We start from the raw sequence: 24,790 nt of genomic DNA, 5'->3' as shown, positions 1-24,790 counted from the left end.
CTCCTGAGTTAAATAAAGAGAAATGATAAAGACAGATATATTAATTATTGGAGCAGGACCAACAGGTCTATTTACAGTATTTGAAGCAGGATTATTAAAATTACGTTGTCATTTAATTGATGCCTTAGCACAACCTGGTGGGCAATGTTCTGAAATTTATCCGAAAAAACCGATTTACGATATCCCCGCTTACCCAGAAATTTTAGCAGGAGACTTAACTAAAAATTTAATGGAACAAATTAAGCAATTTGAACCAGGATTTACTTTAGGAGAGCGCGCTGATACTATTGAAAAACAAGAAGACGGTACTTTTATTGTAACAACAAATAAAGGAACTAAGCATCATGCACCAGTCGTAGCAATTGCAGGTGGGTTAGGTAGTTTTGAACCTCGTAAACCAAAACTTGAAAATATAGAGAAGTACGAAGATAACGGAGTTGAATACATCATTAAAGAACCAGAATTATATAGAGATAAAGATGTAGTTATTGCAGGAGGTGGAGATTCAGCTTTAGATTGGTCTATTTTCTTAACAGATGTAGCAAAATCAGTAACGTTAATTCACCGAAGAAATGAATTTAGAGGAGCATTAGATTCTGTAGAAAAAGTACAGGAACTAAAGAACCTAGGAAAAATAAACTTAATAACTCCAGCTGAGGTAAAAGGAATTTTAGGAGATGATAAAGTAACTGGGGTTGCGGTTGAACAAAAAGGTAAAGAACCTTTTATCGTAGACACTGATCACTTCATTCCGTTATTTGGATTGGCACCAAAATTAGGGCCTATAGCAAATTGGGGATTAGAAATTGAGAAAAATGCTATTAAAGTAAACAATGCATTAGATTATCAAACAAATATTCCAGGAATATATGCTATTGGAGATGTAAATACTTATCCAGGAAAATTAAAGTTAATCCTGTGTGGTTTTCACGAAGCAACGTTAATGTGTCAGAGTGCTTATCAAAGAATTCACCCAGACAAAAAATATGTAATGAAATATACCACGGTAGGTGGAGTAGAAGGATTTGATGGAACAAAAAAGGAAGCGCCAAAAGCAGTGGTTAAAGCAATTGAATAATGGAGCAAGATGTAAATATAAAAATAACTGATCGTGAAGGTGTAATGCATGAGGTACTTGCACCGACTGATATGGCAATGAATTTAATGGAGTTAGTACGTTCTTACGAACTAGCTGATGAAGGTACGATAGGTGTCTGTGGAGGAATGGCCATGTGTGCTTCTTGTCAGTGTTATGTGAAAACAGAACATAACCTACCAGATATGACTGATGATGAAGACGCAATGCTTGCAGAAGCATTTGATGTTCAAGATAATAGTAGGTTAGGTTGTCAAATTCAAATAACACATGAATTAGAGGGATTAGAAATAGAGTTAGCACCAGAAAGTTAATTACATTTGCAATATAAAGGGAAATAGAAAATGCAATTCAAACAATACAGCTTATCATTAAAAGACGACGTAGCAAATTTTACGAAACAACTGTTTTATTCGTTATTTGATGATGTATGCCAGAATAAGGCCGGATATTTAAAAGATAGTTTTATCAAGATTTTAAATGGATTATGTATTGAAAATGCAGAAAGTGTATGGGAAATATATCAACAATCTTTTTGTGAAATACGAGAGAAGTTAGATTTAGATGCTCGAGCTTTCGAAAAAACCGATCCCGCCTGCAAAAGTTTGACAGAGGTGTATTTGGCATACCCAGGGTTTCATGCTATTGCAGTACACAGGTTAAGTCATGAATTGTATAAAATTAATTTACCTATTCTACCAAGGATGATGAGCGAATACGCCCATGGTTTAACCGGAACTGATATTCATCCAGGTGCAGCTATTGGAGATTCGTTTTTTATCGATCATGCCACTGGAATTGTTATTGGAGAAACAACGGTAATTGAAAACAATGTAAAAATATACCAAGGAGTCACTTTAGGTGGTTTGCAAGTTAAAAAAGAACTGGCATCTGTAAAAAGACATCCTACTATTGAAAATAATGTAACTATTTATGCGAACGCTACAATTTTAGGAGGAAATGTAGTTGTGGGATCCGATAGTATAATTGGAGCAAATGTTTGCGTAATCGAATCAGTCCCTGAAGGATCAATTGTTACATATGAGTCAGAAAATAAAATTACTACCAGAAAGTCATATGCAAAAGTGACTTTGAATAAAAAAGACTAGACAGATGAAGACTAAAACGATTACAGATAGCATTGGAAATACACCTTTAGTAGAGATTTCATCGCTCATAAATAAAGAAGGTGTTCGACTCTTATTAAAACTAGAAGGGAACAACCCTGGAGGAAGCGTAAAGGATAGAGCCGCTTACAATATGATTGCAGAAGCAATTCATAGAAAAAATATAAGAAAAGGCGACTATTTAGTTGAGGCCACTAGTGGAAATACAGGAATCGCGTTAGCTTTAATGGCAAAGGTTTTAGGTGTGAATATGGTTTTGGTAATGCCTGAAAACGCAACGGAAGAAAGAGTAAAAAGCATGAGGTCATATGGAGCTGAAGTAATTTTAACTCCTGCTAGTGAGGGAATTGAAGGCTCTCGTGATAAAGCATTGAAGCTTAAATATAAGGAAGGTTATTTCATGCTAAATCAATTTGAAAATAATGATAACTGGAAAGCACATTATAAAACTACTGGACCTGAAATTTGGAGAGATACAGAAGGAGAAGTAACACATTTTGTATCTGCTATGGGAACAACAGGTACAATTATGGGAGTTTCTTCGTATTTAAAAGAACAAAATCCAAATGTTCAGATTGTAGGAGCTCAACCAAAAGAAGGTTCACGCATTCCTGGAATTAGAAGATGGTCTCCAGAGTATTTGCCTAAAATATTTGATAGAAAAAAAGTAGATCGAATTTTAGAAGTTAGTGCAGACGAAGCAACTGAAATGACTCGTAAATTGGCAAAAGAAGAAGGAATTATGGCAGGAATGAGTAGTGGAGGAGCATTGAATATTGCCTTAAGACTTGCAGACGAAATCGACCAAGGAGTTATTGTGGCAATTGTATGTGATCGAGGAGATAGATATTTGTCTTCTGATTTGTACGATTACGGTATATAAAAAGATATATAAGTTTTAAAATATTATTATTATTAACGAGTTATCAATTCGGATGATGACGTATTAACAACTGTATCGAGAAGTATTAAATTACTTCTCGATATTTTTTGTTAAAATAGTATGTATAGTTGGAGTCCGATTATGAAGACGTAGGTAAAATTAACTCCTAAACAAACTTAAATGTAATTCATCACCCATTTGGGGTTCGTAAGAACTCGAATGTTCTATGAGCTTTAATCCATGGGACTCAAAAGCCTTTTTATAACTCTTATTTAAAAGCCATGGAGGGCCTTTTTTAAAAGTCCGTTTTTCTTTCTGAACTTCTGTAACCATAAGAAGTTGTCCATCTGGAGCTACAAAATCGGCGATATTTTTGATTAAGGTATCTTCATATTTTGGAGGAAGTGCTTGGATCGTGAAAATTTCTAAAACAAAATCAAACTTTTGATTCCATTCATGAATTCCCTTTAATAAATCGGCCTGAATAAAAGAAACCTTAGAATGAAGAAAACGTTTTTTGCAAAGTTCTATGGCACTATGAGAAACATCAAAGGCGGTAACTTCAAAGCCATTCTTTTCAAGTTCAATAGCATCATCACCCATTCCACAACCAATAACTAAGGCAGTTTTACCGATTCCAATATTAGAGTTTAAGTTTATCCAAGTTTGAAATACTGGATGTGGAGCCATATTCGCCCAAGGAACTCCTTCACCTTGTTCGTTCGATTCAGAATAGAGTGTTTCGAACCAATCAACAGGTTTAGTTTCCTCTATTCCCAGTTTTTTTCTCATTTGTTCGTCCATAGTTCGTAATTTTGAATGGTAAAAGGTATTAATACTCGTCGATAAACAAACCTCCCATTAACAATTGTAATTATTTCTGAAAGAAACTCTAAGTCTGTTAATATTTTTTGTCATCGCTTACTCTTTTCTTCAGGGAGTAAGTCATTTTTAAACGGGTTTTTAGTAAATGGAAAAACAAGCTGTTTTAAGAATCCTTTGGGGAATGAGGCATCTACCAACCCAGTTCCTTTTGGCCATTTCTTTTCAGGGAGGTAATAAGTACCAAAAATTTTATCAATAAAAGGAAAGACTACCGCAAAATTGTTTCCATAATGTTCAGGTTCCTCACAATGATGCCAATGATGATATTGAGGAGTCGTTATTATATATTTTAAGAAACCAAAATTGATTCTTGTATTAGCATGGATTAAAACTGCGTGGATAGCGATAAATAATATATACACGTTGAAGGTTAATGTTGAAAAACCTAATACATAAAGTGGAATATACGACATGCTTCTTGTGAAAAATATGTCTATAAAATGGGTTCGTGAACCAGCGAGCCAATCCATGTTTTGTGTTGAATGGTGAATGGAGTGAAATCTCCATAAATAATGATGTGAATGAAATGTTCTATGCGCCCAATATTGAAATATATCGGTGATCAGTAATGCTAAGAATAATTCAACCACAAAGGGTAATTCTGAAACCCATAAATGAATTTGATCAAGGTCCATCCAACCAAAAAAAGCAACGGCAGGCTTTTTTGTAATAACTCCGAATAATTGAATGGCTAAATGACTTATTCCAAAATAAATAAGATCGGTACGCCATTCTTTATGAAATTTAGATTGCAACCTATTCTTTGGAAAAGCCAGTTCTATGGGTACAAACAACAGTGCCATTATAAATAAATCTAGAATAAGCCAATCTAAACCAACACTCCAATCGAGTTTATCTACGGCTCTACCTTCAACAGTAAAACCACCAAATACAATAGTTAAAACACCTAAACAAATTCCAATGACTGCTTTTTTTTTGTTTTTATTAAGTAACAAACTAATCAATGCGAAAAGAAAGGTGGCAATAATGGCTCCAAGCATTAGGTTTTCAACCATGTCTGCCGAATAGATCTCCCGAAACTCTGGGGTTGTTAATTGTTCAGGAAATTTAAAGCATAAGATTCCAATTAATGATAGTGCTCCAAGGAATATCGAAATAGCTCCGCTAATTCTTCCTTCACCTACTTGCATTCGTGAAATTTTGTTGTTCATTTTTTGGTTAGTATCAATTTTTGTTGCGTAACCAAAAATATGCTTAATCTTCTTAGAGAACAATTATTTAGAATATTATTTATTAGGGGTAGGTTGTTGTAATACTTTATTAATTCGATGGAGTAAAACCCAATGAATTATCCATAATATAATACCGATTAAACCTGATATTTGACCCGCTATATTGGGAATGAATGAAAATAGTTGAGCGACTGACCAACCAATACCTAAAGTTAAACCGAAATCGCCGAACTTGGTTAGGTTCTTGTTCGTTTTCATTTCGTTTTTAAGTGAATTGGAGACGTCAATTACAATAAAAAAGTCTTCAATAAAATTAAAAGGAATAAGGTACATAAACCAGATGCTTTTAGGCTTTCTTGTTCTATTATCAGGTTTTACATTTTGTAAAACTTTTTGTAGTGTATAGCAATAAAAAGCAATGGCGGTAAAGAAGCCAACAACTAAAATAATACTGGGGATTATTCCCATATATTGGAGTTCACTTAAACCTCCAGGAGCTTGACCGTTTTGGAAGTATGGAAATGAAGCTATAAGGACTAATAAAGCAGTTAGTATAATTTTTATAAATGTGTTCATTTGGTATATTTTTCAATTAAATATTGTTGCAGAATACTTAAGTTATCTGGATTAGGATTGGTAGTATAGTCTAATGTAATTCCGTCAATTGTAGCGAGCAAAATAGCCGCTTCCGTTCGAGAATTCTGTTTGTATTTATCTTGTAATAAGACAGAAAAGAGTTCTAATAATTCATGTTTTTGTTTCTCTAATAAAGAAATAATTTTTGATGGTGTTTGTGGATGGACGATTAATAGAGTACAAAGTCTAATAATTTTAGTGTTCACTTTTAAGCTTTCAAAAAATGATGTAAAGAATGAATGAAAGCTTAGTTCTTTAATCTCCATCATTTCAGAGGTTAACCTTGTAATCGTATTTTCAATAGTAGCCACTAATAACTCTTCTTTATTTTTAAAATGGTTATAAGTTAATCCTTTAGAAACATTGGCTCGTTTCGCTATTTTATCAATAGAGGTTTCTGTATACCCATTCTCAGCGAAAAGTTCTAATGCGGCTAAAATTATTTTTTGTTTGTTATTCATATGACTGACTGTTCAGTCACAAATGTAATGAAATAGTTTAAATACATTGTTATAGTAGTGTTAATAATGTTTAGGTAAGATTTTAGAAATTGTAATGCGATCTCAATTATTGCGTTAAATATTTGGGTAAGGCTAAGTTTATTTCAGTGAAATAAATTTTCAAAGGATAAATCTGTAAAGGTTTATATGAAGAAAGTAAAATAGTAAAATTCAGGACTCATGAATACTTTGATATGAAGTTATAAAGCCCATCATATTTGTTCTTAATAAAAAAGAACAGGATTAAACAAAAAGGAGAATGAATTGATGAAGAAGGTTGGTATAAGTGATAGACTCCAACAGTTTAGTTGGAGTCGTATACTTGATTCTAAATTAGTTTACTGACTAATAAAAGCTTCTAATTTAGTGAATGCTTTTTCACGATAAGGTATTAGTTCTTTATAATCATCACTTTCAAATACATCATTTAAGGAATGAATATTTTGGAATTCCATTATTGAAACTAAATTAGGAGTGGATTCTCCTATTAAGGTTTTTGTTATCATAAATTTATGAACTGGTTTGGCATTGACTTTCTTGTAAAGAATTTCTGTTTTTTCAAGATATTTTGATAACTCTTCTTTTCCTTTTGGATTTATTGTCGCAACGATTGTTAAATAAGTTTTTTCCATATTTCATTACTAGATTATTAAACTTTTTTTTATTGATAATACTATTTGAGATATACTTTTTCCAGATACTCTTTTACGGTTTGAGGTTTTCTTCCTAAAATTATTTTTAAATTGTTATTGTATAATTCCAAGTCCCCTTCGGCTTGTGCAACGGAAAATGTGGTTAACAAATTGATATATTCTTTAGGAACACCAAATTCTTCCAGAGTTTTTCGATAATTATCTGCGTTTGGTGAGTTGTACATGATATCATTACCCGTTATTAGACTTAAAATGTCTGCTACTTCTTTAAACGAATAAGGGTCAGTATTTGTTAATGGGTATACTTTGTTTTCATGACCTCCAGTTGTTAATATTTGTGCGGCAGCTTCGGCTAATTCTTCTCTTAAAACTGCACTCGATTTTCCCGCTTTAGCTGGTAGAGAAATTACACCAGTATCTATAACGTTTTTTCCTAGAAATAAAGTTATGTTTTCAAGATAAGGAGCATTTTGGAGGATAGTATAGTTTATACCGCTTAGTTTTATCCAATTTTCAGTTTTTAAATGTGCATGTTGTAAGTAAGCTATGGCAGAATTTTCTACATTAATATTTCGAATAAAGGACGTATAAATTATATGCTTAACTTTTGCCGATTGTGCGGCTTTTACAATATTTTTATGTTGTGCAGTTCTGGCCATAATATCACTTCCTGAAACAAAAAGTAATTTATCAATTCCTTCAAAAGCTAGTAATAAAGAATCATAATCGGAATAATCTCCTACTTTCAACTTTATACCTTTTTCTTTTAAATCTGCGGATTTTTCTTCACTTCTTACTAAAGCTGAGATGTTAGACGGAGAAACTCCTTTATTCAATAAAAATTTGATAACACTTTTACCATAATTACCTGTTGCACCTGTTACTAATATCATAATCTGTTTTTCTGATTTGCTATGGAGCAAAATTACTATCTTTGATATATATTGTATAGTAAGTATCTATAAAGTATCACTATACAAAAGTATACTGAAATTGTTTTTTATGGAATTAGTGAAGACCTACCCTGATGTAAAAAAGTGTCCTACAAGTTATGTGTTAGCTATAAACGATACGTTAAATGTAGTGAGTGGTAAATGGAAAATGCCCATTATTGCATCTTTGTTATATGGTAATAAACGTTTTAAAGATATCCAGGAAAGTATTGATAATATTACCCCGAGAATGCTTTCTAAAGAATTGAAAGAATTAGAATTAAATAGTCTTTTGACTAGGAAAGTATATGATAGTAAACCTGTTCTAATTGAATATGAACTCACAGATTCCGGAAGAAAGATAGTGATAGTTTTAGATGCGATGGTAGAATGGGGGTTAGCACATAGAAAGTCCGTTTTGTAAATGGTGGTACCGTTTTTCATGAAATAACTTTTTTTGAGTTTATTGAATTAGCTTTTTAATAAACCAAATAATTCCTAGACAAAGATACAACTATGGGTAAGTTTCCTTAGGTTATAATAGATCATCATTAAGTTGACTTCCTTTTCGGTTTGATACAGAGTCAAATTTTAAATTTGCTGGAGTTTATTAATAAGTACCAACTTTTCGTTTAGCACTTAACTTTTTTTTTGTGACAAACTCCTTTTTTAATGCCATAATCTAAAAGGAAATACTCCCCAATAAATTAAAACAACTGCCCACTGTAAGATACATAAAGTTCCAATAGCATCTATTGTAAACGTTTTGTTTCTCCATATTTTTAGACTACCAAAAATCATTGCTATTGGTAAAACTCCTGTTACAATTGCTAACAAAACATTTGCTAATGTGAAATCTCCTAAGTTTAGGAAAGATTGATTAAGAAGAAAGGGAATCGGAATTAAAAGTCCTAAAATAGATAAAAATGGAAACGTTATTACCTGGTGTTTTTTAAACAGTTTTTTCTGAAACAGGAAATAGAATCCACGCAAGAAAATAAAGATTATACCAATTAATCCTAGTATAAGACTTAGCCACATTAAAACTAAATAAGTTGTGTTAACTTTTTCGTAGGTAACTAATCCATCGCTAATTATGGCTACATTTCCATTTTTGTATAAAACGTGAGAAGAGTTTACTCTATCTTCTTTTCTCAATAAATTACGATCAACAGGTAAAATAGTGTAAGTTTCTTTTTGAATTGATTTAACAAGGAGGCTATTGTTTTTCTTCTCCACTTTTATGGAATTGAAAAGTAAATCTAGGTAAGCAAAGAGTTTAAATCGAACAGGTTTCATTTTATAATAACCTTCAAATTCTTCAATATTTGAGGGTAAGTTTTCTTTTACATTCAGTTGTTCAGGCTTATTAACCTCAAGGTGATTTATTAAAATTGCATTGAATTTCTCATAATTAGCAGTTTCACTATCAGTATTAAAGCTTATGAAAAACGCTTTTTTTTGCTCGGGGAATAGATAGAATGTTGCTATGTAACCAGTTGTATTTCCACGATGAAATTTACCTACAACTCCATATCGATCTCTGTAGCTTAGTCCAAACTGATAGCCGGATTTTAATCCATTTTTATACGATTCTGTTGATGTTGGACTTCCCATTTGATTTAAAAGGGCTTTATCAATAAAAAGCTTTCCATCAATAGTACCATTGCTCATTAAGAATTTGGCGAATTTGGCCATATCCTTTGCAGTTGTGGTAAACTGACCTGCGGGACGTAAAAACATAGGTATGTTCTCTTGTGTTTTCCCATTGTCAAAATGTCCCATAGCTAGGTGCTTGTCAATATTCTTTCCTTTTTGAGATGTAAATTGAAAAGTACTGTTTTTCATGCCTAGAGGAACAAGTAAATTTTTATCCAGATAGGTTTCATAAGGTTTCTTAGTAACTTTTTCAATAATTAAACCTAAGAATGAATACCCCATATTTGAGTATGAAAATCGAGTTCCGGGTATGGTTCTCACTTTCAATACATATGGATTTTTAGTAAAAAGATATTCTAGTGGTGTAGTAGAAGTTGATTGAGTACTGAAAACCTGCCAAAATCTAGAATCTTCAATTCCTGCTGTATGATTTAATAAATCTCTAATTGTAACTGGATTACTTTCTCTCCAAGGATTGTTAAAGGTTATATTAGTTGAAAATTTGTAAACTGGAGCGTCAATATCTAATTTTCCACGGCTTGCTAAGTGAAGAATACCCGTGGCAATTAGTGTTTTTGTGACTGAACCAATTAAAACTCTATCATCATTTTCTAAAATTTCTTTTGTATCCGAATTCTTTAAGCCTATTGCCCCAGATGTAACCACACCATCTTTAACAGTTGACCATACAGCACCAGTTAAATTTTCGCTTCCAATGACCTTTTTTAATTCTTCTTCTAAAGTGTTATTCTCTTGTGCAACTGAGATATTATAAAAGAATACTGAGAGAAATAAAATAAAAAATTTAATCATTTTAAATAGTTTAAGAAGATGACGATTTATTATCCCGCTTGTTACGTTGTTGACGTTTTTTGTGGTGTTTTACGTATGATTATTTACGTTGTTTTTTACTAAAAGTAACTAAGAACACTTGTTTATCGTAAATACTTTATAAAGTAGCTTAAACCTAGTAATTAATTTTATATAGTGCTAGCAGCTTTATTTTTTTGATAAAAATGCTTTTGATTTTATTATAAACTCATCTTTGGTTTCACCTTCATGAGCTCCATGTGATATGTTTGGTAATATCCAAAGATCAGATTTGGGGAGATTTTTCTTAACGCGAACCACTTCTTCTAAATCCATACCTTCATCATCATCGCCTATCATGATTAATATCTCAGGTTTTATACTTTGCAATTCTTTATCACTTACTTTAATAGTATAATTTTTAAACTGATTCATCATTGCTTTTATGTGTTCATCTCCATCATGGGATGTCTTGAGCCAAGGAAAATTATTTCGGTTTTCAAAAGTAAAAGCTTTTAAATATTCAGGAAAGTCATTGATTGTCCATGTTCCAACTGCACCTATAGTTATCATAGATTTTATTAGAGATGGATTGATTAAGGTTAGTTGATAAAGCACATCTCCACCAAAACTAAATCCAATGGCTTTGATTTTTTTCAATTGCAAATATTGAATTAAGGAGTTAAGGTCTTGGGCAACAGATTTTATGGATAAATCCTCCTTAAATGGCTCTGATTTCCCATGTCCGGTTAAATCAATTAAATATACTTCATACTCTTTTGAATACTCTTTTACATACGGTTTCCATGATTTAGAGGATTGTGTGTAACCATGCAATAAGAGTAGAGGTTTTCCTTCTCCATAAATTTCGTAATAGAGTTTTTTTCCATTTATAGAAACGGATTCAGACTTTTTAGGCGTTTGAGATAAAATGTTAGTTGACATTAAAAGAAGAGTGATTAGAGTAGTGATTTTTATCATTTATTCAGTTCTTGATCTTTTGGATATTCCTGCCGACGGTTTTGTGTATGGTTTGTTGTCCTGTTTTGGCTCTAAAATAATGAATAAAACGCATACTTTGTATAGGCAATTATTTTTCCAAAAAAGCACTGCTTTTGACCGAAGGAAGCACGCAGTGCCGTACGTACGGTGGTGTACTCACTGTATTTCTTATTTTTTTCTTGAGTTCGTGAATCGTTTTACTTATTTGAGAGGCGCACTCTGCTCTATCTAAGGGCAGAGCCGTCTACTCGATTACAAATAGTTTTTACTCTTTTGAATATTCTTGGATTAATATAACCCCGTAAATTAGATTACCTGCAGCATCAATAACTCGATTTTCTTTTCGGAGAGTCAAAAGCTTATTATTATTCGATAAAATCATTTCGTCATATATTTGACTTAAATCAACAATTACAAGCTCAAAAATTGCCATACCAGATATTTGATAACCGTTTGTTGAACTATAGGACCAAATTCCGTTGGAAATCGATTGAACTGAGTCGTAACACCCTCCGTTTGGGTCTTCATTAAATTGTGAGAAAGTATAATCCTGATTAGAAGAAAATGTCATAACATTTCTTTCTTCACATTCAGAAAGTGATTCTTCCGATATTAGGACTTCATCTAAATCGAGTCTTTTTACGGATTTAAGTTTCCAATTTCCAATTATTGGGTCTTGATTTACAGATTCGTCCTCTTTCGAGCAAGATAAAATAATGAGCCCAATTAAAAATCCAATCAATAAATTCAGTTTTTTCATAGCATTAAATTTGATTCAAATTATTTGTAACGTTTTTGTGTATGGTTTGTTGCGTGTATAAATGTACTGAATTTTGGTTAAATCACTAACTTTACAGATAGTTACTTATCTTTGGTTTAGCGATTTGCAGCAATGAAATATACACTTTGTTGCCCACAGTATTTTCTAATCCGTTATTTTTCCTTGCATTTTAATTGGTTGTATTCCAACTACTTTATCTTTGTCGTCAAAGATTATTTTGGCACTGTCATAAAATAGCTAAACCCTTGTTTTTACGAGGGTTTTGTTGTATCTTATATTCATAATAAACCCCGAAAATCACCAAAAAAGGTAAAAAACGGGGTTTCCATTTGTGTAATTATGAAAATACGAAGAATTTCTGAAATGCAACACCGCATTTCAATTTTTTCCCCTCAGTGAGAATTATGATGCTCATTACACACGTTTTTTAGAGGGAGATTTGGGCAAAATCTATTCTGCTATTGATTGGGATGACTTGGTTACTACTTTAAATATTACTGAACAAAAAAAAGGGCGTAACTATCTTTTTAGCCCTAAAGGAAGACTTGGCTTGATGTTTTTAAAGCATTATGCCAATTGTTCGGATAGGAAAATGATTGAACAACTCAACTCAAATTTAGACTATCAATTTTTCTGCGATATAGAATTAGGTTTTGAACGTTTAACAAACTATAAAATAATAAGTCAAATACGTTGTGAATTAGCAGAGAAACTAGATATTAATTTAGTAGAAAAAGTTCTTTTTAATTCTTGGAAAAATCATATTGATAGTACCGACCAAATCGTAATGGATGCTACTTGTTACGAAAGTGAAGTTCGTTATCCTACCATCCAGAAATTACTTTGGGAATCTGTTCACTGGTTGTACAATCAATTACGTAAAACTTGCTCCATCTTAGGAACTAAGATGATCAGAAGTAGATATAACAAGTGGAAAAAACGTTACCAAGGATTTAGTAAAATGCGAAGAAAAACCAAGTCTAAACGTACTTCATTAACCCGAGCTTTACTGAAGCTATTAAGTAAGTTTATCGATTTTGAAAAGGAATTATCCAAGGCCTACAATATCGAGTTTAAGCCCTTGTATTATAAGCGAATCGACACAATCCAAAGAATTTACAAACAACAAAAAGATCATTTTGATACAGGAGAAAAAATCAAAGATAGAATTGTAAGTATTCATAAGGATTATATCCGTCCTATTGTTCGCGGAAAAGAAGTAAAGCCTGTTGAGTTTGGAGCAAAAGTTAACAAAGTTCAAATTGATGGAATTAGCTTTATAGAACATATTAATTTTAATGCGTTTCACGAAGGAAACCGTTTTATACAAACAGTTCAAAAAGCGCAAGGGTTAACTCGAAAAAAGGTAAAAGTAGCCGGTGGAGATAAAATTTATGCTACCAATAAAAACAGAACATATAGTAGCTCAAAAACCATACAGACAGACTTTATCCCCAAGGGTAGAAAACCTAAAAATCATAAAGAGAAAAAGCAACTTAGGGCTATCATTGCTAAAGAAAGAGCAACAAGATTAGAAGGCTCTTTTGGTAAGGATAAAGAACATTATCACCTACGGAAAATAAAAGCCAAAACAAAAAAGAATGAAATTCTATGGATATTCTTTGGTATACACACAGGAAATGCATTAGAAATTGGTCGAAGAAAAATAGCTCAAACAGACCAACAAATAGCCTAAAATAAAATCTTAGTATTTTTTTCATGGGAGAGCTACGTCTTGTAGGTACGTTTTTAGGAGATTCAATCAATAAAACCTCTTTTAAACAGAAATAGAGGATAGAATTTATATAATTTTATCCTCTATTTTCAATGTATTTTAAAAAATAGACTGTTTTCTGAAAGTGCCTATTTTAATCAGTTCGTTAGGTGGATTTGAAAGGTCATCTTTATACTTATACTGAAGCATTGTAAAAATACTTCCATCAAGTCCAGCCTGAATTCCGCTGTAAATTAATTCAGTTTCTCTGTTAAAGTCCAAATTATCAATCAATATATTTAACTGTTCATCTGTTACAGTTTTTAGTATTAATTCCGATAAATACTCTTTTGATTTTACTAAATTTTTATTTCCTAAAGTTTGAATAAATTCTTGGGATATTAATTTCAAAGTATCAAGCTTTTCCTCGCTCAATTTAGGTTCGATTTTCTTTTCCTTTTTTTTGTTTCTAATGTATAATCTAATTCTATGAGTTGGTGCAGTTGTAACTATTCCTCTCTTTTCGTAATAGTTTGATACAGAAGTGTACATTTCTATTTCAGTACTATCATTAGGAAACCATTTATCTTTCTTTTTCAAACCGCCTTTTTCATTGGCTTGTTTTAAATTTGATAAATCTCCTTCCGATTTAGATTTCCCATAAATTTCTGTTATAGTCTTTTCTAAATCATTGTATTTTTTGATTAAGGCTTTTTGATATTTTTTAGATTTCTTATCGTTTGTATTTGATTTTAAAGTCAGTAAACTTTCATCCCATTCATAAAGTATATGAGACATTGTACTGTCTTTTTTCTTGAAATAGTAATAAGCTACTAAATCAGAAATTACCTTTTGCTTTCGCTTAAATTTTATAGGTTGAGCATTACCATCAAATGAAACGTGATTTCGGATATTCGGAATTTGTTCACTATCCAAATCTTGTTCCATTTTCAGATATTTACTTAATGAGGTATTGTGAATATCAAATTCAAATTCTTGCCCGAAAACAACAATTCCGATTAATAAAAATCCAAGTGTTAATATATTTCTAAAAGGTTTCTTCATATTGTGGGCAACGTGTTTATATATGGTTTGTTGCGTGATTAAGCACCTAATTTAGTAAATAAAAACTGACCAAGAAAATCCGAGAGGATTTTCGTAAGTAAGCAATTTGCCAGCAATAAATTATATATGGTGTTGAACTAATCCTCGTTACCTCGGAAGCTTTTTTTGAAATGTTTTAAAAATAGTTAAATTTATGATTCAAAATTAAATAAGATGTATAAAAAAAAGTAAAACAATTTTAGAAACCTCTTTAGAGCAGGTTCCTGATTTTTCTATTGTCGTTAAAAAATTAACCAAAAGCTTTTCAATTAACGGTAAATCATCAAGTACATTAAATAATTATCTACGCTGTTTAGCCCACATAACCTTACATTTTAAGGTTAGCCCAGAAACTTTAGATAATGAACAAATCAATGATTATCTTTTTCATTGTCAAAATCTTCACAAAACCCCCTCTGAAAGTTTTTTTAAGCATACCGTTTTTGGACTCCGTGCTATTTATAAGGTACTGGGAATGGAGCAAAAGCGCATAGCGCTTCCTCAAATAAAAAAGCAAAAAGATTTACCTATTGTACTTAACAAACAAGAAGTTCGAGAATTATTAAAAGCACCTAAGTATCTTAAACATCGCCTTATTTTAGGTATGTTGTACGGTTGTGGTTTACGGAGTTATGAGCTATGTGGGTTGCTTCAATCTGATGTTGATTTTAATCGAAAAACTGTATTTATTAGAAAAAAAAAGGTAAGACAGATCGTTATGTTCCTTTAAGTACTCTTTTAATAAGAGGTTTAAGATGTTATTTGAAAACAGAAAACCCTGTAAAATATCTATTTAACAGTCAGGTTACTAAAGACGGAGCTGCTCAGCCAATAACAGTCAGAGCGATTCAATGGATACTCAAAGAGAATCGGGCTAAAGTGAATACAAAAAAGAAATTTACAGCGCATACACTACGTCATTCTTATGCAACACACTTACTAGAAGATGGTGTTAATATTATTAGCTTAAAAGAACTTCTAGGGCATGCTCATATAGAAACCACCATGATCTATTTACATGTCGCCAACTCAGGGAGTTCAAAAAAGTACAGTCCACTAGATACCTTATACACAGAGTAATGCTAGCAAAACATACGTTAGCAGGAGTGTTGAATTTAGAAGAAAATCATTTAAAAGAACTATCTAGAAGTAGTTGGCATGAAAGAACGCTGCATGCGATAAGAAAATGCCGTACCAAAGCGCTAGGAGGACATTTAGATTGGTGTAAATCATGTGATAAACTGCATCTACAATTCAATTCTTGTCGCAATAGACATTGCCCTACTTGTCAAGGTCATAAACAACAGCAATGGATTGAAGGTAGATCTAGAGAGTTATTGCCAGTTCCTTATTTTCATGTCGTTTTTACCTTGCCCGATAATTTAAACTCAGTGGCACTTCAATATCCGAAAGAGCTATATAAAATACTGTTTGATAGTGCTTGGAAAACCTTGGTTGCTTTTGGAAATAATCCCAAGGATCTAGGCGCTAAAATTGGAATGATTGCTGTGTTACATACTTGGGGACAAAATTTAAGCTTACATCCTCATTTACACTGTATTGTTCCTAAAGGAGGAATAACAAAGGCAGGGTATTGGAAAGAAGGGAAAAACAAGGATGATTTCTTATTCAGTATAAAGGCCTTAAGTGTAAAGTTTAGAGGTGTTTTTGTTGCTGAATTAAGAAAAACAATTCCAAACTTACCACAATCACTCTATGACAAATTATTTAAACACAAATGGGTTATCTATGCAAAACCTCCTTTTGGTAACCCAAAAAACGTACTAGAATATCTAGGAAGATACACACATAAGATAGCTATTAGTAATCATCGAATACAGGCTATTGATAAACAAAAAGGCACCGTTACTTTTCGTGTTAAGAACTACAAGAAAGGTGGTCAAGTAAGTAATTTAACTTTAAAAACCAAAGAGTTTATACGTCGTTTTCAACAACATATTTTACCTAAAGGATTTACTAGAATTAGGCATTATGGTATTTTAAGTAGCAGTTGGAAAAAAGAAAAATTACCTCGTTTACAAATGCTATTAGCAGATAAAGAGAAAGACTGTATTGATGTTATTATTACGAAAGAGAAAAGTGTACATCGCTGTTGCCCGATTTGTAAAAAGCCAGGTCTAGTCACATTAATAATTTTTGATAGTAGAGGCCCTCCTAAAAACTATAAAGAACTGGTTATTAGTAAAGTTAAAAAACACATATTATAAAATTATCTTCAAAAAAGAGGACTGGACCACTAATGCTTAGATCTGAGATTTTTACCTAAAAAAGCGATTACAAAAAGAATAATAAGTGCTGAAAATAAAAATCAAGGCTATGAAATCCGAAAACCAAGAGAATAATCGCTGAAAAACCACTAAACAAATTACTAAAATTAAACTGAATTGATCGTTTTCCCCCTTATGGAATACGGATCAGTCAACAGGGCATATAGCGTTAGCCTATCGGCACGCCATATGCTTAGTTATTAGGCACAGTACTTATTCCGTTTTAATTGGCTTGAATATTCCATAGTCAGAGAACATTTCTACTTTGGTCTTATTTTTTGGTGTTAGGAAATAAGTTTTATTCGACATGATTTCATTATTTCTTTCGTTAATTCTCAAGTCTTCCATAACTAATTTTTTGATTATTCCGAGACTATCATTTTTTTGAATTAATACCATTTTCTTTTTTAGTTTTAAACTGTCTAAATGTATTCCGTTCAAACTTTCTATATCGTCTAAATCATAGAAAAAAATACTATCGCGTTTTTCTTTAAAACTTTCAAAATGAAATCTACCTAGTCCGCCACCTTTTTCGGCAAAACCACGATATTGGTATATAGTATTTTCGATTTTAATATTTTCCTTTTTTGAGTTTTCAACTTCTATTGGTTCATAAATAGGTGTTGAATTTTTGTAATTTTCTCCACAACTATTGTCACACTTATGAGTAATACCTGAAATTTTGTTCTTGTTCGGAATCTCTTTTAAATAATAAAATGGTAGTTCTTCTTGAACATTGACTTTAAAAGTTTCTGTTGAATCTAATATAATATATCCATTTGCGTTCGAATCAAATCCTCCCCAAGCGTCATATTTATATACTATTTTAGAACTTCCTTCTATTTTTAAAGCATATAGTTCACTAATATACCAATCTCCAAATCCGCAACCGTAAATTGAGATTAAAAGTCCGAAACAAAATATTTTAGCGATGTTTTTCAAATTATAAAATGATGTTTTTTCGTATTGTGCCTAACGTTTAGTATAAGAAACGTAGGGCAGGTGATAAGCACTTTCGTTTCGATTTATTACTTAGCTAAATATAAATATTTTGCTTTTATCTTTTCTATTATAAACGCCAAATTTTATATTTAGCGTACTTCCTTAATACTCACAGACCTTTCGATTTAGCACAAACGCCCTATGTTTTTTATACATTGTTGAACTAATCCTCGTTACCTCGGAAGCTTTTTTTGAAATGTTTTAAAAATAGTTAAATTTATGATTCAAAATTAAATAAGATGTATAAAAAAAAGTAAAACAATTTTAGAAACCTCTTTAGAGCAGGTTCCTGATTTTTCTATTGTCGTTAAAAAATTAACCAAAAGCTTTTCAATTAACGGTAAATCATCAAGTACATTAAATAATTATCTACGCTGTTTAGCCCACATAACCTTACATTTTAAGGTTAGCCCAGAAACTTTAGATAATGAACAAATCAATGATTATCTTTTTCATTGTCAAAATCTTCACAAAACCCCCTCTGAAAGTTTTTTTAAGCATACCGTTTTTGGACTCCGTGCTATTTATAAGGTACTGGGAATGGAGCAAAAGCGCATAGCGCTTCCTCAAATAAAAAAGCAAAAAGATTTACCTATTGTACTTAACAAACAAGAAGTTCGAGAATTATTAAAAGCACCTAAGTATCTTAAACATCGCCTTATTTTAGGTATGTTGTACGGTTGTGGTTTACGGAGTTATGAGCTATGTGGGTTGCTTCAATCTGATGTTGATTTTAATCGAAAAACTGTATTTATTAGAAAAAAAAAGGTAAGACAGATCGTTATGTTCCTTTAAGTACTCTTTTAATAAGAGGTTTAAGATGTTATTTGAAAACAGAAAACCCTGTAAAATATCTATTTAACAGTCAGGTTACTAAAGACGGAGCTGCTCAGCCAATAACAGTCAGAGCGATTCAATGGATACTCAAAGAGAATCGGGCTAAAGTGAATACAAAAAAGAAATTTACAGCGCATACACTACGTCATTCTTATGCAACACACTTACTAGAAGATGGTGTTAATATTATTAGCTTAAAAGAACTTCTAGGGCATGCTCATATAGAAACCACCATGATCTATTTACATGTCGCCAACTCAGGGAGTTCAAAAAAGTACAGTCCACTAGATACCTTATACACAGAGTAATGCTAGCAAAACATACGTTAGCAGGAGTGTTGAATTTAGAAGAAAATCATTTAAAAGAACTATCTAGAAGTAGTTGGCATGAAAGAACGCTGCATGCGATAAGAAAATGCCGTACCAAAGCGCTAGGAGGACATTTAGATTGGTGTAAATCATGTGATAAACTGCATCTACAATTCAATTCTTGTCGCAATAGACATTGCCCTACTTGTCAAGGTCATAAACAACAGCAATGGATTGAAGGTAGATCTAGAGAGTTATTGCCAGTTCCTTATTTTCATGTCGTTTTTACCTTGCCCGATAATTTAAACTCAGTGGCACTTCAATATCCGAAAGAGCTATATAAAATACTGTTTGATAGTGCTTGGAAAACCTTGGTTGCTTTTGGAAATAATCCCAAGGATCTAGGCGCTAAAATTGGAATGATTGCTGTGTTACATACTTGGGGACAAAATTTAAGCTTACATCCTCATTTACACTGTATTGTTCCTAAAGGAGGAATAACAAAGGCAGGGTATTGGAAAGAAGGGAAAAACAAGGATGATTTCTTATTCAGTATAAAGGCCTTAAGTGTAAAGTTTAGAGGTGTTTTTGTTGCTGAATTAAGAAAAACAATTCCAAACTTACCACAATCACTCTATGACAAATTATTTAAACACAAATGGGTTATCTATGCAAAACCTCCTTTTGGTAACCCAAAAAACGTACTAGAATATCTAGGAAGATACACACATAAGATAGCTATTAGTAATCATCGAATACAGGCTATTGATAAACAAAAAGGCACCGTTACTTTTCGTGTTAAGAACTACAAGAAAGGTGGTCAAGTAAGTAATTTAACTTTAAAAACCAAAGAGTTTATACGTCGTTTTCAACAACATATTTTACCTAAAGGATTTACTAGAATTAGGCATTATGGTATTTTAAGTAGCAGTTGGAAAAAAGAAAAATTACCTCGTTTACAAATGCTATTAGCAGATAAAGAGAAAGACTGTATTGATGTTATTATTACGAAAGAGAAAAGTGTACATCGCTGTTGCCCGATTTGTAAAAAGCCAGGTCTAGTCACATTAATAATTTTTGATAGTAGAGGCCCTCCTAAAAACTATAAAGAACTGGTTATTAGTAAAGTTAAAAAACACATATTATAAAATTATCTTCAAAAAAGAGGACTGGACCACTAATGCTTAGATCTGAGATTTTTACCTAAAAAAGCGATTACAAAAAGAATAATAAGTGCTGAAAATAAAAATCAAGGCTATGAAATCCGAAAACCAAGAGAATAATCGCTGAAAAACCACTAAACAAATTACTAAAATTAAACTGAATTGATCGTTTTCCCCCTTATGGAATACGGATCAGTCAACAGGGCATATAGCGTTAGCCTATCGGCACGCCATATGCTTAGTTATTAGGTGCTGGCTTTTCTTTCCACAAACTTGCTAGCGTTGGCAAAAGACATACTCTTTGACAAGTTTTGGCTTGGGCGGTTGGCTTTTGAGCGACTTGGCAATGTGTATGGCTTTAAGCGTTGGAAAATATTGTATTGCTATCATAATGAATTATGACTTCTTTCTTTTTGTTTGTACTTATTAAAAAATCAATTTCATTTATTTCGAGTTTACATTTATCAACTTCTTTTTTTATGTCAGAAACTCCTATTCCGTAAAATATTGAGCTAATATTATAATCTGATAATAATAACTCAAGTGAATCTGAATAATTTAATTTTGTTTTTATTTCAACTAATTTATCAAAGTCTGGTTGGTAAAATCTGTCTTTATTCTCAAAAAATACTGCAATTCCATTTCTAACAGCAATTATATCTGGAATTATTCCTCCTTTATTTTTTTCAGTTCTATTGGTATTGTTCAAATGAAGTAAAACTCCCGTTCCACTTTGTGGGAAATCAAAACATACTATTTCCCATTTGTTATTTTGTAGCCATTTTAAAATATTCTTAGTGACGTTTTCTTCTCTCATAATTTATGCATCTCTCCAAAGTGAACCATCAGTAAATAAAATTGCGTCTGCAAAATAAGAGAATATCCTTATAGGTTTTGGTTTACTATAAGTAGAACCATATCTAGCGTGCATATAATATCTAGGGATTTCTTCATTGGATATATTGTGATAGCCTTTTAATAATAAGCTTCTTTTTTCTCCTGTTTCTGCTTGTTTTGCAAAATCATCTACTGAACAATTAGTACTGTCAACAGTAAATGTTTGATTTTGATGGTCTATATTCATAGAACCCCAAACCATTACTAAATTAACATCTCTGTCTTCAAATGTTTGACCAATTCGACATTTGATATAATCTATAGCGGCTAAACATCCAGTAAAAGGGTCTCCTTGAGGTCTCCATTTAGAACCAGTATAATAAAATAAAGTTGTTGCTCTTGAATTTAATAATTCTGAGTCGTTTATATCATAATTTCCATTGTTATAAGATGAAAGAAAATTAATTAAATATTGTGTTGGTAACTCTATTGATGAAGTTAAAGGAGATGCATCTAAACTTCCGTTTTTATTGGTATACTCAGTTCGCATCCAATCTCTTTTATTTCTAATCTCTCTTTTTCTAATAAATTGTTGAACTGCTTGAATTCCATTTTGTTCAACTTCGTTAACTAGAAGGTTTATATGCGTGAACATTTCTTGCATTTGTGTGTCTTGTATTTCAGGACAACCAGCATAGTTCATATTAGTTTCCATTCTTCGTCCTTTATTGTTATTTATAAAGTTTGTAGAAATTTGCGGAGTAGTGGTATGTGTTCTATAATCTGTAGGGTAATAATAAAGTAAAACAGGTTTATTATAAATATCCATTACATCATCTAGAGCTTTAAAAATTAGAGGGTTGATTTTATCCCATCTTGGATTACTGTTTTGTCTAGATATTATTGTTGCTTCAGGATAAACATAAAAAGTAGGAACACCATTTTCAACTGCTGCTGCTAGTCGTGAAAAACGCTGAAAAGCGTTATGTCCAGTTCCAGCTTCTCTACTTTCTTCAATTGCTAATATTGGTTCATTGTCAAACTCTATAATAATATCAGGTGCATCTAAATATAAAATTTTCTTTAAATGGTCAGGTACCTTATGAAATTGTTTGGGTTTACTAGCATCACTGTCTGGTAAAATTGATTTGGTGGTATTTCTAGCTGTTAAAATTGTATTGTCAATTATAAAATCAGCAAAACTTTCTGAACTGTGCCATATTCTGTAATTCATTTATAAATGTTTTTTTATTGCTAATGCTACAGCCTTTGCCAAAAGTGGAGGAACTGCATTACCTGTTTGTACGCGGGCTTGAACTGTTCCGCCTTTTACAATAAAGTCATCTGGAAAACTTTGTATTCTACATCTTTCTCTGATTGTTAAACCACGGTTGTCTTTAGGGTGTCCAAGTTGAAACTGAGGTCTAATTCCGCCAGATACTTGTGTCGGACTTAAAATGTCCCAAGCTAAACGTATTCGTTGTTTAAACTTTTGGTACATAGGTTCTCCTGGTTTAGTGTTTTTAATTTTTTCAATTGTAGCTAAGGGATGATTAGGAGCAGTATGACCTGTTACGCTACCATTTGTATTTAAACGCATTAACTCTTGAAAAGGGCTAAAAGGTTTTTTTTGATATTTAACTTTAGTTTCTTTAGTTTTTAAAGAAGGTAAATCGCCTATCGCATCTTTTATTGTTACATAACTTTTTTCAGCCTCTGGTCCGTGTGTTTTGATTATGTCATTAAAATCAAATTCCTTATTTCTAATGCCAACAAATACAAGTCTTGTTCTTGTTTGCGGAACTCCATAATCTGGAGCATAAAGCAGTTTGCTTTTAACTGTCATATGCCCAATTTCACTAAGATGAGTTTCAATGTCAGACACAAAATTACCTGTACTTTTCATTCCAGAAACGTTTTCAAGAACAACAACTTTAGGTTGTAAAACTTCAACGAAACGAGCGAATTCTTTGTACATAAAATTTCTGTCGTCATTCTCGTGTCTTTTTCTGTTATTTAGTGAAAAACCTTGACAAGGAATACCTCCAATAAGAACATCAAGTTGTCTCCCATTTAGTAATTCTTTTATTACTTCTGGATTCACTTTTTTTACATCTCCTGTTATTGTTGATGAATTTGGATGATTTGCTTGAAATGTCTGAATAGATGGTGTGTGGATGTCACAGCCAAGAATAGTTTCAAAGCCTGCCATTTCAAAGCCTAAAGAAGTTCCACCACATCCACAGAATAATTCCGCAACAATAGGTTTTTCTGTATCAGTATTAGTTCCTTTTTTGAATATTGGTTCTTTGTTCCAGTAATATCCGTTTTCTTCTACTTTAATGGAAGTGTCCCAAATACTTTTTTTGATAATATCTGGTTCTTCTTCTCCGTAAATATTGATTTGTCCATCCTCTACAATAGTAGAAGTTTCATCTTTTACTATATATTCTTTAGTTTCTGGCATTTTCTGTTTTTTCGTATGATAATTGTTGTTCTGCTACTTTCAAAGCATTAAACCCTTCCTGTTCGTCTTTAACTATTTCATATAGCTTAGTTCCAATCCACAAAGCATTTAATTCCGAAAAAGGGTAATTAAATATTTTGCTGACTGTTAAAAGATGTTCTCTTTTTAAAGTTTTTTGATTGCTCTCAACTTTACTCAAGAATCCATCTCCAATTTCAAGTTTTGAAGCTAATTCCCTTTGAAACATTCCAGAACTTTCACGAAGTTCTTTAATTTTTTGTCCGAGTGTCATTTTACCAATTTTAGACTTGACTTATTTAGGTCAAATTTAATTAATTTTTTCAGAATATTGTTAAAAGCGTTGGGGAATTTTAGCTCTTTTGGTTTTTAGTGCGTTGGAGTTATGTATTGGCAAAACCGAAAGTGCTAAAATAGGCGGTGGATTTTTCAGCTTGCACCTAACGTATCCTATATGCGCCGTTTTAATGGCGTATATGGGGTGTTGTTTTTAGTATTTTATACAATAGTAAATATACAATTTATAAAATACGTAGTCTGTCAGTCGCTACTTTAAAACCTTTCCAATTTTCATTTTATTTTTTTATTATAAACTTTATCAACCACTGACTGATAAGGTTCTGTTATAAAAAAAGGTCCCTTAAAATTTAACTAATATTGTAGCAATTATTTATAATACAGTAAGTTACCTTAAATGAAACTTGACAATGTCAAATTTTTCCGATAACTTCGTCAAACTGTTTTACGTTACCAACGTTTTGATAGTGAAACTCTCAACGATGTCAATCGTACAGTTTGAGACGAAACTTCATTAAAGTCTCTTTCCTTAGTATTTTAAAAATTGCCCTTAGAAAGAAATTTTAACAAACCCAAAATGAATATTCGGTATCCAAAA

The 24,790-nt window shown here is 31.9% G+C and carries 27 protein-coding genes; 12 read left to right on the top strand and 15 right to left on the bottom strand.

Translation table 11 applies throughout. The features are described 5' to 3' along the window. Positions 1-22 precede the first annotated feature (22 nt). From BLW23_RS20175 to cysM, 4 genes are read left to right on the top strand one after another with little or no spacing between them, the layout of a single operon-like run. Positions 23-1,078 (top strand): NAD(P)/FAD-dependent oxidoreductase, encoded by a 1,056-nt coding sequence (locus tag BLW23_RS20175; protein WP_093673323.1) that lies wholly within the window; start codon positions 23-25, stop codon positions 1,076-1,078. Then, positions 1,078-1,410, top strand: a complete 333-nt coding sequence (locus tag BLW23_RS20170) for a 2Fe-2S iron-sulfur cluster-binding family protein (RefSeq protein ID WP_093673321.1) — start codon at positions 1,078-1,080, stop codon at positions 1,408-1,410. Before BLW23_RS20175 ends, BLW23_RS20170 begins: the two co-directional genes overlap by 1 nt. 30 nt (positions 1,411-1,440) lie before the next feature. Beyond that, on the top strand, positions 1,441-2,205 hold the full coding sequence (epsC, locus tag BLW23_RS20165) for a serine O-acetyltransferase EpsC (protein ID WP_093673319.1): 765 nt from the start codon (positions 1,441-1,443) through the stop codon (positions 2,203-2,205). A 4-nt stretch (positions 2,206-2,209) separates the two neighbouring features. Then, positions 2,210-3,106: a cysteine synthase CysM gene (cysM, locus tag BLW23_RS20160; RefSeq protein WP_093673317.1), complete on the top strand. Its 897-nt coding sequence runs from the start codon at positions 2,210-2,212 to the stop codon at positions 3,104-3,106. Positions 3,107-3,265: 159 nt separating this feature from the next. Here cysM and BLW23_RS20155 read toward each other — a convergent pair whose 3' ends face one another. The 6 genes from BLW23_RS20155 to BLW23_RS20130 all read right to left on the bottom strand — a co-directional run bounded on the left by BLW23_RS20155 (position 3,266) and on the right by BLW23_RS20130 (position 7,866). Beyond that, a complete protein-coding gene (locus BLW23_RS20155) occupies positions 3,266-3,910 on the bottom strand; it encodes a class I SAM-dependent methyltransferase (RefSeq protein WP_093673315.1) in 645 nt (214 codons plus the stop codon). Positions 3,911-4,020: 110 nt separating this feature from the next. Beyond that, complete coding sequence (locus tag BLW23_RS20150) at positions 4,021-5,163, bottom strand: sterol desaturase family protein (protein WP_093673313.1); 1,143 nt, start codon at positions 5,161-5,163, stop codon at positions 4,021-4,023. A gap of 75 nt (positions 5,164-5,238) precedes the next feature. Then, the gene (locus BLW23_RS20145; RefSeq protein WP_093673311.1) at positions 5,239-5,760 is read right to left on the bottom strand and encodes a hypothetical protein; all 522 of its coding nucleotides are present in this window, start codon (positions 5,758-5,760) and stop codon (positions 5,239-5,241) included. Further along, the gene (locus BLW23_RS20140) at positions 5,757-6,281 is read right to left on the bottom strand and encodes a TetR/AcrR family transcriptional regulator (protein WP_093673309.1); all 525 of its coding nucleotides are present in this window, start codon (positions 6,279-6,281) and stop codon (positions 5,757-5,759) included. Before BLW23_RS20140 ends, BLW23_RS20145 begins: the two co-directional genes overlap by 4 nt. 377 nt (positions 6,282-6,658) lie before the next feature. Next, positions 6,659-6,952: a DUF1330 domain-containing protein gene (locus tag BLW23_RS20135; RefSeq protein WP_093673307.1), complete on the bottom strand. Its 294-nt coding sequence runs from the start codon at positions 6,950-6,952 to the stop codon at positions 6,659-6,661. Between the two features lie 41 nt (positions 6,953-6,993). Further along, entirely contained in the window at positions 6,994-7,866 is an 873-nt protein-coding gene (locus tag BLW23_RS20130; protein ID WP_093673305.1) for an SDR family oxidoreductase, read from the bottom strand. Positions 7,867-7,975: 109 nt separating this feature from the next. Here BLW23_RS20130 and BLW23_RS20125 point away from each other — a divergent pair, with 109 nt between their 5' ends. Beyond that, positions 7,976-8,329, top strand: a complete 354-nt coding sequence (locus BLW23_RS20125; RefSeq protein ID WP_093673303.1) for a winged helix-turn-helix transcriptional regulator — start codon at positions 7,976-7,978, stop codon at positions 8,327-8,329. 245 nt (positions 8,330-8,574) lie between these two features. Here the strand turns inward: BLW23_RS20125 and BLW23_RS20120 are convergent, their stop codons facing one another. The 3 genes from BLW23_RS20120 to BLW23_RS20110 form a co-directional block, all read right to left on the bottom strand. Further along, complete coding sequence (locus BLW23_RS20120; RefSeq protein ID WP_093673301.1) at positions 8,575-10,377, bottom strand: serine hydrolase domain-containing protein; 1,803 nt, start codon at positions 10,375-10,377, stop codon at positions 8,575-8,577. 186 nt (positions 10,378-10,563) lie between these two features. After that, positions 10,564-11,355 carry an alpha/beta fold hydrolase gene (locus BLW23_RS20115; protein ID WP_093673299.1) on the bottom strand — a complete coding sequence of 264 codons (792 nt, stop codon included), beginning with the start codon at positions 11,353-11,355 and terminating at the stop codon, positions 10,564-10,566. Positions 11,356-11,641: 286 nt separating this feature from the next. Continuing rightward, positions 11,642-12,136 (bottom strand): lipocalin family protein, encoded by a 495-nt coding sequence (locus BLW23_RS20110; protein WP_093673296.1) that lies wholly within the window; start codon positions 12,134-12,136, stop codon positions 11,642-11,644. Positions 12,137-12,596: 460 nt separating this feature from the next. On the opposite strand from BLW23_RS20110, the gene BLW23_RS20105 reads away from it, so the two are divergent. Then, complete coding sequence (locus tag BLW23_RS20105; RefSeq protein WP_093668298.1) at positions 12,597-13,853, top strand: transposase; 1,257 nt, start codon at positions 12,597-12,599, stop codon at positions 13,851-13,853. A gap of 138 nt (positions 13,854-13,991) precedes the next feature. Here the strand turns inward: BLW23_RS20105 and BLW23_RS20100 are convergent, their stop codons facing one another. After that, positions 13,992-14,936 (bottom strand): hypothetical protein, encoded by a 945-nt coding sequence (locus tag BLW23_RS20100; protein WP_093673294.1) that lies wholly within the window; start codon positions 14,934-14,936, stop codon positions 13,992-13,994. A gap of 514 nt (positions 14,937-15,450) precedes the next feature. On the opposite strand from BLW23_RS20100, the gene BLW23_RS23810 reads away from it, so the two are divergent. The 3 genes from BLW23_RS23810 to BLW23_RS20090 are packed head-to-tail and all read left to right on the top strand — an operon-like array spanning position 15,451 to position 17,203. Then, positions 15,451-15,705 carry a tyrosine-type recombinase/integrase gene (locus BLW23_RS23810; RefSeq protein WP_255362708.1) on the top strand — a complete coding sequence of 85 codons (255 nt, stop codon included), beginning with the start codon at positions 15,451-15,453 and terminating at the stop codon, positions 15,703-15,705. A gap of 32 nt (positions 15,706-15,737) precedes the next feature. Next, positions 15,738-16,055 (top strand): tyrosine-type recombinase/integrase, encoded by a 318-nt coding sequence (locus tag BLW23_RS23805; protein ID WP_410529751.1) that lies wholly within the window; start codon positions 15,738-15,740, stop codon positions 16,053-16,055. Next, positions 16,055-17,203, top strand: coding sequence for an IS91 family transposase (locus tag BLW23_RS20090; protein ID WP_093667562.1), 1,149 nt, complete (start codon positions 16,055-16,057; stop codon positions 17,201-17,203). The genes BLW23_RS23805 and BLW23_RS20090 overlap by 1 nt, the downstream gene beginning before the upstream one ends. A 273-nt stretch (positions 17,204-17,476) precedes the next feature. Here BLW23_RS20090 and BLW23_RS20085 read toward each other — a convergent pair whose 3' ends face one another. Beyond that, positions 17,477-18,205 (bottom strand): hypothetical protein, encoded by a 729-nt coding sequence (locus BLW23_RS20085; RefSeq protein WP_093673292.1) that lies wholly within the window; start codon positions 18,203-18,205, stop codon positions 17,477-17,479. Positions 18,206-18,805: 600 nt separating this feature from the next. Between BLW23_RS20085 and BLW23_RS23800 the strand changes: the two genes are divergently transcribed. Genes BLW23_RS23800 through BLW23_RS20075 form a run of 3 tightly spaced genes read left to right on the top strand, consistent with a single transcriptional unit; the run spans position 18,806 to position 20,558 of the window. After that, positions 18,806-19,060 carry a tyrosine-type recombinase/integrase gene (locus BLW23_RS23800; protein ID WP_255362708.1) on the top strand — a complete coding sequence of 85 codons (255 nt, stop codon included), beginning with the start codon at positions 18,806-18,808 and terminating at the stop codon, positions 19,058-19,060. A 32-nt stretch (positions 19,061-19,092) separates the two neighbouring features. Beyond that, positions 19,093-19,410 carry a tyrosine-type recombinase/integrase gene (locus tag BLW23_RS23795; RefSeq protein ID WP_410529751.1) on the top strand — a complete coding sequence of 106 codons (318 nt, stop codon included), beginning with the start codon at positions 19,093-19,095 and terminating at the stop codon, positions 19,408-19,410. After that, positions 19,410-20,558 (top strand): IS91 family transposase, encoded by a 1,149-nt coding sequence (locus BLW23_RS20075; RefSeq protein ID WP_093667562.1) that lies wholly within the window; start codon positions 19,410-19,412, stop codon positions 20,556-20,558. The genes BLW23_RS23795 and BLW23_RS20075 overlap by 1 nt, the downstream gene beginning before the upstream one ends. A 373-nt stretch (positions 20,559-20,931) precedes the next feature. On the opposite strand, the gene BLW23_RS20070 is transcribed toward BLW23_RS20075, so the two are convergent. From BLW23_RS20070 to BLW23_RS20055, 4 genes are read right to left on the bottom strand one after another with little or no spacing between them, the layout of a single operon-like run. Further along, positions 20,932-21,390 (bottom strand): hypothetical protein, encoded by a 459-nt coding sequence (locus tag BLW23_RS20070; protein ID WP_093673290.1) that lies wholly within the window; start codon positions 21,388-21,390, stop codon positions 20,932-20,934. A 3-nt stretch (positions 21,391-21,393) separates the two neighbouring features. Next, positions 21,394-22,644: a hypothetical protein gene (locus BLW23_RS20065; RefSeq protein WP_093673288.1), complete on the bottom strand. Its 1,251-nt coding sequence runs from the start codon at positions 22,642-22,644 to the stop codon at positions 21,394-21,396. Further along, positions 22,645-23,877 carry a DNA cytosine methyltransferase gene (locus tag BLW23_RS20060; RefSeq protein WP_093673286.1) on the bottom strand — a complete coding sequence of 411 codons (1,233 nt, stop codon included), beginning with the start codon at positions 23,875-23,877 and terminating at the stop codon, positions 22,645-22,647. Continuing rightward, positions 23,864-24,169 carry a helix-turn-helix domain-containing protein gene (locus BLW23_RS20055; RefSeq protein WP_093673284.1) on the bottom strand — a complete coding sequence of 102 codons (306 nt, stop codon included), beginning with the start codon at positions 24,167-24,169 and terminating at the stop codon, positions 23,864-23,866. Before BLW23_RS20055 ends, BLW23_RS20060 begins: the two co-directional genes overlap by 14 nt. Positions 24,170-24,790: the final 621 nt, after the last annotated feature.

This window comes from Tenacibaculum sp. MAR_2009_124 (genome assembly GCF_900105455.1).
Classification (GTDB): domain Bacteria; phylum Bacteroidota; class Bacteroidia; order Flavobacteriales; family Flavobacteriaceae; genus Polaribacter.
The sequence above is the reverse complement of the archived record's forward strand: the minus strand, read 5'-3'. Positions and strand labels throughout refer to the sequence as shown.